15 protein-coding genes are annotated in these 13,192 nt (G+C 65.6%); 9 read left to right on the plus strand and 6 right to left on the minus strand.

Annotated elements, in window-relative coordinates; translation table 11 throughout:
• Positions 1-185: 185 nt before the first annotated feature.
• The 6 genes from WMC41_RS25110 (at position 186) to WMC41_RS25135 (ending at position 5,779) form a co-directional block, all read left to right on the plus strand.
• Complete coding sequence (locus WMC41_RS25110) at positions 186-1,805, plus strand: FAD-dependent oxidoreductase (RefSeq protein WP_432348649.1); 1,620 nt, start codon at positions 186-188, stop codon at positions 1,803-1,805.
• Positions 1,802-2,125, plus strand: a complete 324-nt coding sequence (locus WMC41_RS25115) for a 4Fe-4S binding protein (protein ID WP_432348651.1) — start codon at positions 1,802-1,804, stop codon at positions 2,123-2,125. Before WMC41_RS25110 ends, WMC41_RS25115 begins: the two co-directional genes overlap by 4 nt.
• A gap of 59 nt (positions 2,126-2,184) precedes the next feature.
• Complete coding sequence (locus WMC41_RS25120) at positions 2,185-3,267, plus strand: ABC transporter substrate-binding protein (RefSeq protein WP_432348653.1); 1,083 nt, start codon at positions 2,185-2,187, stop codon at positions 3,265-3,267.
• A gap of 70 nt (positions 3,268-3,337) precedes the next feature.
• A complete protein-coding gene (locus WMC41_RS25125; protein WP_432348654.1) occupies positions 3,338-4,204 on the plus strand; it encodes an ABC transporter permease in 867 nt (288 codons plus the stop codon).
• A gap of 1 nt (position 4,205) precedes the next feature.
• Positions 4,206-5,006: an ABC transporter permease gene (locus WMC41_RS25130; RefSeq protein WP_432348656.1), complete on the plus strand. Its 801-nt coding sequence runs from the start codon at positions 4,206-4,208 to the stop codon at positions 5,004-5,006.
• Positions 4,991-5,779, plus strand: a complete 789-nt coding sequence (locus tag WMC41_RS25135; protein WP_432348658.1) for an ABC transporter ATP-binding protein — start codon at positions 4,991-4,993, stop codon at positions 5,777-5,779. The genes WMC41_RS25130 and WMC41_RS25135 overlap by 16 nt, the downstream gene beginning before the upstream one ends.
• Positions 5,780-5,840: 61 nt before the next feature.
• Here WMC41_RS25135 and WMC41_RS25140 read toward each other — a convergent pair whose 3' ends face one another.
• The 3 genes from WMC41_RS25140 to WMC41_RS25150 all read right to left on the minus strand — a co-directional run bounded on the left by WMC41_RS25140 (position 5,841) and on the right by WMC41_RS25150 (position 8,047).
• Positions 5,841-6,239 (minus strand): hypothetical protein, encoded by a 399-nt coding sequence (locus tag WMC41_RS25140; protein ID WP_432348660.1) that lies wholly within the window; start codon positions 6,237-6,239, stop codon positions 5,841-5,843.
• A gap of 15 nt (positions 6,240-6,254) precedes the next feature.
• Entirely contained in the window at positions 6,255-7,319 is a 1,065-nt protein-coding gene (locus tag WMC41_RS25145) for an adenylate/guanylate cyclase domain-containing protein (protein ID WP_432349338.1), read from the minus strand.
• Between the two features lie 263 nt (positions 7,320-7,582).
• A complete protein-coding gene (locus WMC41_RS25150) occupies positions 7,583-8,047 on the minus strand; it encodes a MarR family winged helix-turn-helix transcriptional regulator (RefSeq protein ID WP_432348662.1) in 465 nt (154 codons plus the stop codon).
• A gap of 125 nt (positions 8,048-8,172) precedes the next feature.
• Between WMC41_RS25150 and WMC41_RS25155 the strand changes: the two genes are divergently transcribed.
• Complete coding sequence (locus WMC41_RS25155) at positions 8,173-8,994, plus strand: alpha/beta fold hydrolase (RefSeq protein ID WP_432348664.1); 822 nt, start codon at positions 8,173-8,175, stop codon at positions 8,992-8,994.
• A 53-nt stretch (positions 8,995-9,047) separates the two neighbouring features.
• Positions 9,048-9,815 (plus strand): alpha/beta fold hydrolase, encoded by a 768-nt coding sequence (locus tag WMC41_RS25160; RefSeq protein WP_432348665.1) that lies wholly within the window; start codon positions 9,048-9,050, stop codon positions 9,813-9,815.
• Between the two features lie 112 nt (positions 9,816-9,927).
• Here WMC41_RS25160 and WMC41_RS25165 read toward each other — a convergent pair whose 3' ends face one another.
• Complete coding sequence (locus WMC41_RS25165) at positions 9,928-10,215, minus strand: hypothetical protein (protein WP_432348667.1); 288 nt, start codon at positions 10,213-10,215, stop codon at positions 9,928-9,930.
• Between the two features lie 118 nt (positions 10,216-10,333).
• Complete coding sequence (locus WMC41_RS25170) at positions 10,334-10,987, minus strand: hydrolase (protein WP_432348669.1); 654 nt, start codon at positions 10,985-10,987, stop codon at positions 10,334-10,336.
• 154 nt (positions 10,988-11,141) lie between these two features.
• Between WMC41_RS25170 and WMC41_RS25175 the strand changes: the two genes are divergently transcribed.
• On the plus strand, positions 11,142-12,023 hold the full coding sequence (locus WMC41_RS25175) for a LysR family transcriptional regulator (RefSeq protein WP_432348671.1): 882 nt from the start codon (positions 11,142-11,144) through the stop codon (positions 12,021-12,023).
• 19 nt (positions 12,024-12,042) lie between these two features.
• Here the strand turns inward: WMC41_RS25175 and WMC41_RS25180 are convergent, their stop codons facing one another.
• A complete protein-coding gene (locus WMC41_RS25180) occupies positions 12,043-13,107 on the minus strand; it encodes an NAD(P)H-dependent flavin oxidoreductase (protein ID WP_432348673.1) in 1,065 nt (354 codons plus the stop codon).
• Positions 13,108-13,192: the final 85 nt, after the last annotated feature.

Below are 13,192 nucleotides of genomic sequence, written 5' to 3' on the forward strand. Positions count from 1 at the left end.
CAGTTTGGCGCGCGGGCCGATTTCGGGGGAGCATTTTTTCTCTTCGGCAGCCATTGGGCACATTGTTATCCCTTTAATCTATAGTTTTAGTAGATAATATCGCTGTGTGATTGAGCGGTGCCCGCGGTGCCGCGCCCGTTCCGGGATCTCAACCGGCTGTCTTCAGCGCGCATTGGAGAAATATCATGGCATTTCCACCCACCGCCGCATCATCCGTTCCTACCGCCTCGCTCGAACTCGATGCCGATGTCCTCGTGATCGGCGGCGGGCCGGCGGGTACCTGGGCGGCCATCGCCGCGGCCGCAAGAGGGGCGAAGGTCGTCCTCGCCGACAAGGGCTTCTGCGGCTCGTCCGGGGCCACTGCGCCTTCGGGCACGGGGGTCTGGTATGTGCCGCCGGATCCGGCGCGCCGCGCGAAGGCGATGAACAGCCGCTGGGATCTCGGCGGCCGGCTGGCGGATCCGGCCTGGATGCGGCGGGTGCTGGACCGGACCTATGACAATGTGAACCAGCTTGCCGAATGGGGTTACCCGTTCAGCGACGACGCCGACGGCCGGTCGATCCGCAACGGCCTCGACGGTCCGGACTACATGCGCCTGATGCGCAAGCGCACGAAGGCCGCGGGCGTGAAAATCCTCGATCACAGTCCCGCGCTCGAATTGCTGCGCGACGACGGCGGCGCGGTGGCGGGGGCCGCGGGCGTCCGCCGCCAGAAGGCGGACACCTGGCTGGTGAGGGCCAATGCGGTCGTCATCGCGACGGGCGGCTGTGCCTTCCTCAGCAAGGCGCTCGGCTGCAATGTGCTCACCGGCGACGGCCTCCTGTTCGCTGCCGAGCTTGGCGCCGAGCTCTCGGGAATGGAGTTCTCGACCGCCTATGCCATGGCGCTCGAAGGCGGCTCGGTCACCAAGACGCGCTTCTACGATTGGGCGACCTTCACCTTCGAGGACGGTTCGCCCATTCCGGGCGCGGCCTCCAAGGGCGGCCGGTCGGTGATCGCGCGCGTGCTCCAGTCGCGGCGCGTCTTCGCCCAGCTCGACAAGGCCGACGCGGAGACGGAGCAGGCGATGCGCTATGCCCAGCCGAACTTCTTCCTGCCGCTCGACCGCGTAGGGATCGATCCGTTCCGGCAGCGCTTCCCGGTGACGCTGCTCTTGGAAGGCACGGTGCGCGGCACCGGCGGGCTGCGGATCGTCGACAGCACCTGTGCCACGACCGTCCCGGGCCTCTATGCGGCGGGCGATGCGGCGACCCGCGAACTGGTTTGCGGCGCCTTCACCGGCGGCGGCAGCCACAATGCCGCCTGGGCGATGTCGTCCGGCTACTGGGCCGGCAGCGCGGCCGGCGAGCATGGCCGCCACCTGCGCGGCCGCAACCGGACGATCCTGCGCGCCGGCGGCATCGGCATCGCCGATGGGCCGGGCCGGGCGATCGACGCCGCGGCGCTCACCCGGGCGGTGCAGGACGAGGTCTGGCCGTATGACCGCAACTATCTTCGCTCCGGCGAGCGGCTGACCGACTCGCTCGGCCGTCTCGACGGTCTCTGGCGCGGCGCCCGCATGGCGCAGGCCGCGTCGCTCGACGAGGCGCAGCGCACCCGCGAAGGCGTGGCGATGCTGGCGACCTCCCGGTGGATGTACCGCAGCGCCCTGTCGCGGACCGAAAGCCGCGGCATGCACAAGCGCGAGGATTTTCCCGAGAAGGACGACAGCCAGCTTCACTACACGACGAGCGGCGGCCTCGACGAAATCTGGATCGGACACGAGCGCGCGCCCTCGCCCGAGGTGGAGGTGCTCGCGGCATGATCGAGGTCATCAGTGAGGATCGCTGCACGGGCTGCAACATCTGCGTCAATGTCTGTCCGACCAATGTCTTCGCCCCGGTCGCCGGGGGCATCCCGGTCATCGCGCGCCAGGATGACTGCCAGACGTGCTTCATGTGCGAGGTCTATTGTCCGGACGACGCGCTCTACGTGGCGCCCCACGCGACCGAGGTCACCCATGTGACGGCCGCGGAGCTGGAGGAGCGAGACCTCTTCGGAAGCTATCGCAGGTCGATCGGCTGGATCAGGGGCGGTCGGCCCCGGCCGACGCCGGAAATCATGCAGCGACTGGAGCACCGCTGAAGGCGGGCCGGCTGCAAGCCTCAAGGCATGAACCGCAATTGGAACGAATGGGGATTTGAATGTCTATCAATCGCAGAATGTTCGTGGCCGCGCTGACGGCCGTCATCGGGTTCGCGGCCGTGCAGGCCGCGCCCTTGCCGGCGCTGGCGGCGGAAAAGCCGAGCGTGATCCGCCTCGCCTCCTTCGGCAACGCCGCCGGCAAGCCCTATGGCACGGGGGCGATCGGGGTCCTGCGGGCGCAGGAACTGCTGGAGAAGGAATTTGCCGCCGACGGCATCTCGATCGAATGGCAGTTCCCGCGCGGAACCGGCCCCGCGATCAACGAGGCCATCGCAAACGGCCAGCTCGACTTCGCCTATTACGGCGGCCTGCCGAACATCGTGGGGCGCGGTGCCGGCCTCAAGACCAAGGTCGTCTCGTCCTACGGCGTCAGCCCGAGTTATGTCGTGGCCCGGCCGGATGCGAAGATCGCCTCGATCGCCGATCTCAAGGGAAAGAAGGTCGCGACATCGCGCGGCACGATCAACGAGCTCAGCCTCTTCCGCATCCTGGAGCAGGCGGGCCTGACGCCGGACGACATCCAGTTCTTCGACCTGCAGACCGCCGACCAGATCGCCGCGATCACTTCGGGTGACATCGATGCGGTCGTCGGTGGGGGCAGCAGCGTGCTTCAGCTCGTCGAGCAGAACATCGCCACGGTCGTCTTCACGACGAAGGGCAGTCCCGCTCCCGGCAGCAATTTCGGGTCCTTCGTCGTCACGGATGCGTTCCGCGAGGCCTATCCGGACCTGACGCAGCGGGTCGTCAACAAGTTCGTCGAGGCATCCTACTTCGCTTCCGACGAGAAGAACCGCGAGGCCCTGTTCGATATCTGGGCGCTGACCGGCTCGCCGCGGTCCACCTTCGAGAAGGACTATGCCGACGAGGTGCTGAAGGATCGCCAGAGCCCGCTTCTCGACGATTTCTATCGGGCGAACGTCACCGCCGGTGTCGATTTCGCCGTCAGCCAGAAGCTGATCCGCAAGCCGTTCGACGTCAACGAATGGGTGGACGACAGCTACCTGAAGAAGGCCCTGAAGGACTACGGCTACGAGAACGTCTGGACCCCGCGCGACAGCAAGGGCAACGCCGTCCAGTTCTGACGCTTTCGGTCCGTCCCGATTTTTCGACCGCCAGCTTTCACCGGATTCCCGGTGAAGGAAAGGAGAGAGCATGTCCGACGTCACCTTCAAGGCGCCCATCATCATCCGCGATCGCCGGCCTCAGCGGGCCGGTGCAGGAGAGGGCGCGGCGCGCTCGTGGCCTCGGCCTTGGCTGCCCGATGCGGTCGCCAGGGTGCTCCTGGGCCTCGTGCCTCCGCTCGCGCTGCTGGCCCTGTGGTCCTATGCCGTCCGGCAGGAATGGCTGGCGGAGCAGATCCTGCCCGCGCCGATCCTCGTCTATGAAACGACGCTCGACCTGCTGCTGACCGGCCAGCTTGCCGAGGAACTCTCGGTCAGCCTTGCCCGCGTCGGGGCGGGCCTTGCGATCGGCGGCGGGCTCGGCCTCCTGTTCGGGCTCGCCTTCGGGCTCTTTCGCACGCTCGACCTCTATGTCGCACCGACGGTTCGCGCCTTCTGCCTCGTGCCGTCGCTGGGCTGGCTTCCCTTCTTCATGCTCGTCTTCGGCATCGGCGAAACGCTCAAGCTCGTCCTTATCGCCAAGACCTGCTTCCTGCCGCTGATGGTCGGTGCCTATGAGGGGCTGCATCGCCGGCCGCGCAAGTACGACGACGTCGCGAGCGTTCTCGAACTCTCGTGGTTCTCGCGTGTGCGGCTGGTCGTCTGGCCGTCCATTCTGCCGTCCATCCTGACGGGGATACGCCAGGCGCTCAGCCGCGGCTGGAAGGTGCTCATCCTCGTGGAGATGATCTCGTCGGCCGCCGGCCTCGGCTATCTGATGATGTGGGGGCGCAAGGCGTTCCAGCTCGACGTCGTCTTCGCGACCATGATCGTCATCGGCCTGGTCGGCTGGGCGCTCGACTATGCCCTGACGCGCTTCCAGCACCGGGCGACCGTCTGGTCGTTCAAGGCGGCCTGACATGGCGGCGATCGATTTCTCCGCCGCGTCGCGGTCCGGCATCGTCGCGCGCGCCCTAGTGCTGCCGGCCGCGCTTCTTTTCATCTGGGTGCTGCTGGACGCCCTCGGCGCCTTGAAGAGCGGCATCGTGGTATCGCCCTCGCAGGTCTTCGGCACGGCCTATGAGGGATTTGCCGATGGCTCGCTGCCGGGCGCGGCGCTCGCGACCCTGCTGCGGGCGCTGACCGGCTGGGCAATCGGCGCGCTTGCCGGGCTCGTTTTCGGCCTGATCCTCGGCCTGTCCGGCATCGCGCGTAATCTGTTCGATCCCTCGATTTCCAGCCTGCGGCAGATCGCCCTGTTCGCCTGGATCCCGCTGCTCAGCGCGTGGCTGGGAAACGGCGAGGCGATGAAGATCACGCTGATCGCCCTTGGCGCCTTCTTTCCCATGGCGCTCGGCACCCAGGCAGGCTGCCAGAACGTCCCGGCGCCGTTTCGCGAGGTCGGCAGGGTGCTGGAGCTCGATCGCCGCGCGACGATCACCGCCATCATCGTTCCCGCGGCCCTGCCGTCGATCCTGGTGGGGCTGGAGCTCTCCCTCAACATCGCCTGGCTCGGCACCTTCGGCGCCGAATACCTGATCGGCACGGGCTACATCAACGGCATGGGCGACGGCCTCGGGGCCTATCTCGCGGCGGCGCGGGAATATGCCCGCATGGACCAGGTCCTGCTCGGGGTCCTGTTCCTCGCGCTGATCGGCCTCGGCCTCGACAGGCTCGTTCTCGGATTTTCAAGGAGGCTCGTATCATGGCGGACGCCCTGACGCTTTCACGACCGGCCGCGCGGGATGCCGGCGCGGTGGCCATCCTCGGCGTGTCGAAGACCTTTCACGTCGAGAACCGGACGGTGCATGCGCTCGACGACGTGTCGCTTGCGATCGCATCTGGTGAATTCATCAGCATCGTCGGGCCGAGCGGCTGCGGGAAATCGACGCTGCTGCGCTTCCTCGCCGGCCTGGACAGGCCAGACGGCGGCCGGATCACGGTGGATGGCGAGGTGGTCGACCGGCCGAGCCTCAAGCGCGGCATCGTCTTTCAGGATCATCGCCTGCTTCCCTGGCTCAATGTGGAGGAAAACGTCGCGCTCGGCCTTCGCAGCCTTGCCGGCGCGCCGGCCGACAAGAGGGAGAGGGTGCAGTCCCTCATCGACCTCGTGGGGCTGACCGGCTTCGAGAAGGCCCTTCCGCACGAATTGTCCGGCGGCATGTCGCAGCGCGCCGCGATTGCCCGCGGGCTTGCACCGCGGCCGCCGCTGCTGCTGCTCGACGAGCCGCTCGGCGCGCTCGATTCCCTGACGCGCAGCTATCTCCAGGACGAGCTCCTGGCGATCCGGGAACGGGAAAAGAGCACGGTCGTCATGGTGACGCACGATGTGGAGGAAGCGATCTATCTCTCCGATCGCGTCGTCGTCATGGAGCCGAGGCCCGGGCGCATCGCCGCGATCTTCGATATCACAAGCAGGAGGCCACGCCACCGCGACGATCCGGATTTCGTGGCGACGAGGCGCAAGATCACGGACCTGCTCGCAAAGCGGTAGCAAGGGCGCGATCCCTTGCTGGCCCCTCCAGAAAAGCATGCGAGGCCAGGTTCGAACTGGTTCAGCCCTCGGCGCATCGTCGCGATGCGTCTGGGTCGCCAAGCCGACGGCTGGGCGTTTTGGTCGGAGCGGTATGGGTTGCCAGCTCGCCGGCAGTCAGATGGCAGCGTATGAACCCATTTTTCGTTACCTGAACAGGTGGCCGCGCCTCGGCACACAGATTGCCGACCTGGCAGGGACAGCGGCCGGCGAGCGGGCAGCCGACGCCATGCATGGCTCTCGACGCCGGAAAGGCGGGTGGCCGTGAGATGTAGTGGTCCTTTCGAAGGCCGGGGGCGGCCTCCAGCAGCATTTCCGTATAGGGGTGGAGCGGGGCGACGCGCCTGGGCGTGGCGCGGCAGGCGGTGGTGGCAAAATCGCAGCGCGGCTCGAACTTGCAGCCGTCGCTGTCAAGTGCCATGCCTCATGTCCGGGATCATTCAGCGGGAATGGGCAAGTGGATTGGCCGTTCAGCCGTCTTGCGCGCCGAGAGCGCCGCAACGCCGAGCATATGCCCGCGTCCCTTGAGGTCATGCTGTCCAAGATCTTCGACAACGATGGCATCCGGAAGCACAATCTGCGCTGCGAGCTTATGGGAGATCAGCACGTCGCGGCCGAGCGTCTTGCAAAGCGTCTCGATGCGCGCCGTCGTGTTGACCGTGTCGCCGAAGAACGCGATTTTGTGATGGTCGACGCCGATTTCCGCCGTGACGATCGGTCCTCCATGAAGGGCAGCCCGCAATCGCGGCACTTCTCCGAAACGGTGCTTCCAGGTCCTGGCGTGGGCGTCGATTTCGGACAGGATGTCAAAGACGCAGCGGACACAGCGGGCATCCTTGATCCCGCGGGCAAGCGGCCAGGTGACGATCGCGGCATCGCCGACATAGTCGTTGATGGCGCCCTTGTGGCGCCGCACCGGTTCCGCGAAGGTCGAGAAGATTGCCTTCAGATACTGTTGCGCGCGCAGGTCGCCGTGTTTTTCCGCATAGGCGGTCGAGCCGGCGAGATCGATGAACAGGAACACGCGCTCTTCGGTGACCGGTTGACGATAACGGCTGATCAGCATGCTGGTGAACACATCCCTGCCGAGCAGGTCGCGAACACGCAGGATGAAGATGATCAGAAGGCAGACGGCGAAGCCGTAGAGAAGCACCTCGACGGGCATGACCATCGCCTCGACGAGCGAGCCGGCTTTGATCATGCCAAGCAGGAGAAGGCCGGCGCTGGCCACCGCATAGCCGGCACTCATCAGGATTTGATAGGCAAGGAGCGACGCAAGGAGATAGGGCAAGCTCGGCAGCTCATCGATCTTCCGACGCAGTTTGCGGAAGGTCGCCCGGCGCTCGAAAGCGATGATGGGCATTCCCATGGCGATCGCATAAGCTGGCCCCACGACCGGCAGCAGCCGCCCTGGTGACATCATGACATCGTAGAGAATCCCGCTCAGCGCCAGGCCGAGGACTATGAACAGCCAGTTTTGAGCAGGCGAGATTTCCCGCATGGCGCAGAGCGCTCCTTTGGCGTCGGCAGGCGTTGTCGCACCCGCGCTGTTGCGGTCCAAGGCGACTGCATTGCCGTCCATGAACGGCAGGTGCGCGCCGCAAGGGCGATCGAAGCTCCGGGAAAATGCCGGGCGGCCCGTTTCAGGGGCCGCCGGACCGCACCGGCGCTCAACAACATGATACGCTATCGGCTTTCAAAACAATCGAAAACGCTGTCGCCAAACCCAACGCACCCATTGCTTTTCCTCACGCGGGTTTGACCTCAGGAGCGCTCAACGCTTTGAAGACGATCGCGTATGTCGTCGATCGATGCGCGAATGGCGCTGATCGTTTCGCCGTCGAGCCTGACGGCGTCCTGGATGCAACGCGCGATCTCTGCCGCATGGCCTCTCAGCGCGTGCCCTTCCTTGGTCAGATGCAGGAGGACCTCGCGTTCGTCTTTCGGGTTTCGCGTCCTGGTGACCAGGCCGGCCGCCTCCAGTCGCTTGAGAAGGGGCGTAAGCGTGCTGGAGTCGAGAAAAAGAATCCCGCCCAGTTCCTTCACGGTGCGGCCGTCCCGGCCCCAGAGCGTCACCATGACGAGGTACTGAGGGTAGGTGAGCTTGAGCTTGTCGAGCAGCGGGCGGTACAGCTGCGTGAAGGCGTGTTCGGCGGAATAGACGGAAAAGCACAGCATTTCCGAGACATCCGGGATGGAAGGGGGCTGGCTGGCGGGCGCTGGCGTCATGGCGGTCTCCTTTCTCTCACAAATAATTTGTGCGCGATTGATTTGCAAGCAATTGACAACGGGCCTCGGCGCGCATAAATGGATCGTACACAAATTAATCGTACACAAATTAAAAGGAGATGACGATGACCTACTTCACGACCAGCGACGGCACCCGGCTTTTCTACAAGGACTGGGGCGTCGGCCAGCCCATTCTCTTCGCTCACGGCTGGCCGCTGTCATCCGACGCCTGGGACCAGCAGATGCTGTTCTTCGGGCAGAATGGTTTCCGCGTGATCGCCCATGATCGCCGCAGCCACGGCCGCTCCGACCAGACCTGGGACGGCAACAACATGGACCGGTACGCCGACGATCTGGCGGAATTGATCGAGGCGCTGGACCTGCGCGACGCTATCCTCGTCGGTCACTCGACCGGCGGCGGCGAGGTCGCGCACTACATCGGCCGTCACGGCACGGCGCGTGTCGCCAAGGTCGTCCTTGTCGGCGCTGTCCCGCCGCTGATGCTGAAGACGGATGCCAATCCCGAGGGAACACCGCTCTCGGTGTTCGACGGCATCCGAAAGAACACCGCTACCAACCGGTCGCAGTTCTTCTTCGACCTGACCGTTCCCTTCTACGGCTTCAATCGCGACGGCGTCGAAACCAACGAGGGCCTGCGCGAGAACTTCCGCCGCATCGGCCTGCAGGGCGGCATCAAGGGCCAGTATGACTGCGTCCGCGAATTCTCCGAGGTCGACTACACCGAAGACCTTCGGCGGATTGATCGCCCGACCCTGATCATCCACGGCGATGATGACCAGATCGTCCCGCTCAAGGCTTCCGCTCGATTGGCCGCCGAAATCGTCCCGGATGCGACCCTGAGGGTCTATCCCGGCGGATCGCACGGGCTCGCCGAGACCGAGGCCGAACGCTTCAACGCCGATGTCCTGACCTTCATTCGTGGCTGAGCGCGTCCTCAGGTCCCGAAATCCACAGAACCAGATCAGGGAAGGAAAGTATCATGTCCAAGTTTGCTGCAACGGTTGCTCTCGCAGCCACGCTTCTTTCCGGTGCTGCCGCCGCCGAACCGGCCAAGCCCACCATCGTCCTCGTGCATGGCGCGTTTGCCGACTCCTCGAGCTGGAACGGCGTCATCACCCGCCTTCACAAGGATGGGTACAGGGCCGTCGCCGTCGCAAATCCGCTGCGCGGCGTCTCGCATGACGCACGGCTCGTGTCCGATGTCGTCGACAGCATCGAGGGCCCGGTGGTCCTTGTCGGTCATTCCTATGGCGGCCAGGTCATCTCGAACGCCGCGAAGGGGCACGACAACGTCAAGTCGCTGGTTTATGTGGCGGCCTTCGCGCCGGACACTGGCGAGGCCGCGGCCGAGCTGGCCGGCAGGTTCCCCGGCGGTACACTCGGCGAAGCGCTTGCTGCCCCGGTCAAGCTCGCCGGGGGCGGCGTCGACCTCTACATCGACCAGACGAAGTTCCGCGACCAGTTCGCGCACGACGTTCCGGCCGAAGCGACGGCGCTGATGGCGGCCGGCCAGCGGCCGATCACCGAGGCGGCGTTGACGGAAAAGTCCGGCGACCCGGCCTGGAAGGCGCTGCCGTCGTATTTCGTCTATGGCGATGGCGACAAGAACATCCCGGCGAAAGCACTGGGATTCATGGCCGAGCGCGCAGGCTCCAAGCGCACGGTCGTCGTGGAAGGCGCGTCGCATATCGTGATGGTCTCGCAGCCGCAGGTCGTCGCCGACCTGATCGAAGAGGCTGCGCGATAGGCTGACACCGACCTACGACACCAGGCCACCGGCACGCGAGCGCCGTGGCCTGTCCGTTTCCCCGGCTTCGCGGTCTGCAACGTCCTCGGAAGGATTGTCATGCGGACCGTTGCTAAACTGAAACCGGCGCGCGTGCCCTTGCAGCCAGAATGTGCTTGAGATCCTTCAGTGCCGCCGCCGCGGTGGCGAGCGGTTCCGTGCCGGATCCGATCGCGACCGTTTCGCCCATCGCGTCGGTGGTGATGCGGATTGCCTTGTCCTTTCCTCCGCAGTCGCTTGTGGCCACTCCGAGCCGGACATGGCCGCGGGGCGCCTGGGCCACGATCCGGCATTGTTGGCCGCCGCCGGTCATGATCGGCGGCGGTGCCCGCGAAAATCCGATGCCGTAACGGTCACGCATCGGGCCGGCCACGTCCGTCAGGCATGGGCGGCGTTCTTGCAGAGAGGGGATGACAAGGCCCGACAGCGACCGGCTTTTCCTCGATGCCCCGTTCGAGATTTCGCCATCCCCGTCCGGATCAGCCCGCGGTGCCCGGTGCCGGCGTGTTGAGCAGCTGCTGCTCCCAAAGATAGGCGATGCCGCTTCCGGCAGCGTGCTGGAGGACCACATCGTTCAGCGCGATGGCGGTTTCGGCCCGTGCCCAGTCGCGCTGCCACTCGGATGCCAGGGCCAGCCAGGTCATCAAGTTCACGCCCGCCGCGGCCATGCGCTGGATGGCGACCTCGTGCGCCTCGACCGAAACCGCGCCCGACGCATCGGTGACGACCGTCACATCCCAGCCTTCCCCCGCAGCCTGGATTGCCGGCATCGCGACGCAGATCTCGGTCCACAGGCCGGCGATGATGAGCTGCTTGCGTCCCGTCGCCTTGACCGCATCGACCACCTTCTGATCTTCCCAGGTGTTGATGAACGTTCGGTCGATCACCTCCTGGCCGGGGAACACATCGGTGATCTGCCGAAAGAGGAGGCCGCCGCGATCGGCGATGACGCTTGTCAGGATCGTCGGGACGTTGAAGACCTTGGCGGCCTTTGCCAGCGCCGTCGAATTGTTGACCACGATGTGCGGGTCATGGCTGTTCAGGTTCGCGAGCTGATAGGGCTGATGGTCGATCAGGACGAGGACCGAATCTTCGGGACGAAGAAGCGAAGCAAGGCCATTACGAAAGGTCATGAAGACATCCTCTGTTGCCGTTTTGTGTGGGATTGGTCTGGCAATCGACAGGCGCCGGATGCGGCGCTGTCTGCGAAACGGACTCTGTCATCCCGCATCATGATGCGGTAGCGCCCTTTCGTGCTAAGCTGTGTCGCAATATGGGGAACGCCGAATGGACATAGAAGACCTGCGGACATTCGTGGAGGTTGCCGATGCGGGGGGCGTTACGTCTGCGGCGCTCCGGCTCGGCATCTCCAAGTCGATGGTCAGCCGGCGGCTTATCCGGCTTGAGGCGGAGCTCGGTACCCAGCTTCTCGCACGAACCACCCGCGGCGCCGCTCTCACGGAAGCCGGGGCCACGTTCCGGGATTATGCCGCCAGGGTTTGCGCCGAGATCGACGTGGCCAGGGAAACGATCCTGCCCGCCGGTGAGCTGTGCGGCCGCCTGCGGATTGCCGCGCCGCTTTCGTTCGGCCCGACCCACTTCGCCCCGGTGCTCGCGGACATGGCGCGACGCCACCCGCAGCTCCACATCCACACGTCCTACAGCGACCGCTTCGTCGATCTCGTCGCCGAAGGTTTCGATTGTGCGATCCGGATCGGCACTCTCCAGGATTCCAGCCTGATCGCCAGGCGCATCGGGCCGCTCCACGGGAAGTTCGTCGCGAGCCCGGATTATATAAGGACGCATGGATCCCCGGAAACGCCGGAAGAGCTCGTCGCCCATCAGGCCCTCATGCAGGACATGGAAACCTGGCAGCTTATGGATGGTGACAGGGTCATGACGGTCAACCCGCGGGGGCGCTTCAAGGCCGACAGCGGAGTGGCTCTTGCCGTGGCCGCGGCAGCCGGGCTGGGTATCGCCGCGCTGCCCGACTACCTTATCCAGGACTACATGGCGTCCGGCGCGCTTGTTCCGGTTATGACGCGCCATCCACCGCCACCAGCCGGCATATTCATTGTCCGCCCGCCGGGGCAGCATCCCGCAAGGAAGGTGCGGGTCCTCACCGAAATGCTGATCGAGTGTTTCGAACAGGCACCAGACCCGGCGTGAGCGCCATGAGGGGGCAAGCCTACGGATTGTTTCGGCAGGCCTGCAGTTCGAGCCGTAGCGTGTCGACCAGTTCGGCCGCCGGCATTGTACGCGTGAGCGGCGCGCCTTGTCCGGCCCATTGCGCCCCGAAGCCGTATTCCCCTTTTGCCTTGGCGGCGGCATGGAGGGCCTTGCCTGCGTCGTAGGCGATCGGATAATCCGGCGGGAGGCGGTTTCCGACCGTCCTTGCAAGTGCGGTAAAGCGGTTGGCAAGCGCACGGGCCGGCCGGCCCGATATGAGCGGCGTAAGCGTGGTGTGGTAGGCCGCCGGCCCGGCAAGTGCGGCGCGGTACGCGTTGTCGGCAGCGGACTCGGGACAGGCGATGAACGCCGTGCCGAGCTGTGCCGCGGCCGCACCGAGGTCGAGCGCTGCGGCGATGCCCGCGCCGTCCATGATCCCCCCGGCCGCGACGACGGGCAGGGAGGTGTTCCTCACCAGCAACCGGGTCAGCGCCATGGTGCCGAGCGCATCGTCGGGTGCGGCGGGATCGAACACGCCGCGATGCCCCCCGGCCTCGATCCCCTGCGCGACGATCGCGTCGATTCCCGCGGCTTCGACTGCCCGTGCCTCATCGAGGCTGGTTGCTGTGGCGAGCATGAAGATGCCGCGCTCACGCAACGCCGACAGCACATCGGCAGGCGGCAGCCCGAAATGGAAACTGAGAACCGGCGGGGCCGTCTCCAGCAGCATCGCCACCATGTCGGCGTCTTCCGCAAGGCTCTTGTAGATCGTGCGGAGCGTTGCGGGCGGCTCCGCACCGAACTCGGTGAACAGAGGGCGCAACCATTCAAGCCATTCCGCCTCGCGTGCCGGGTTGGCCGACGCCGGCCCGTGCACGAACAGATTGACGTTGAATGCCCGTCCGGTGCGTTCGCGCACTTCCGCGATCATCGAGCGCGCGCCGGCGGCGTCCGTCGCGCCCACCCCGATGGAACCGAGGGCGCCCGTTTCCGAGACGGCAGCCGCCAGTTCGGGCGTCGAAACACCCGCCATGGGAGCTTGGATCAGGGGAAGCGAAAGGTCGAGCTGATCGAGAATGGACATGCCAGGCCTCTTCTGGAACCGTATATGAAACACCTCGCGACGTGGATTTGGACGAGCGCCGCTAAAGCCAAAGCGCCCCTTAAGC

The organism is Shinella yambaruensis (assembly GCF_050859155.1).
Taxonomy (GTDB): domain Bacteria; phylum Pseudomonadota; class Alphaproteobacteria; order Rhizobiales; family Rhizobiaceae; genus Shinella; species Shinella yambaruensis.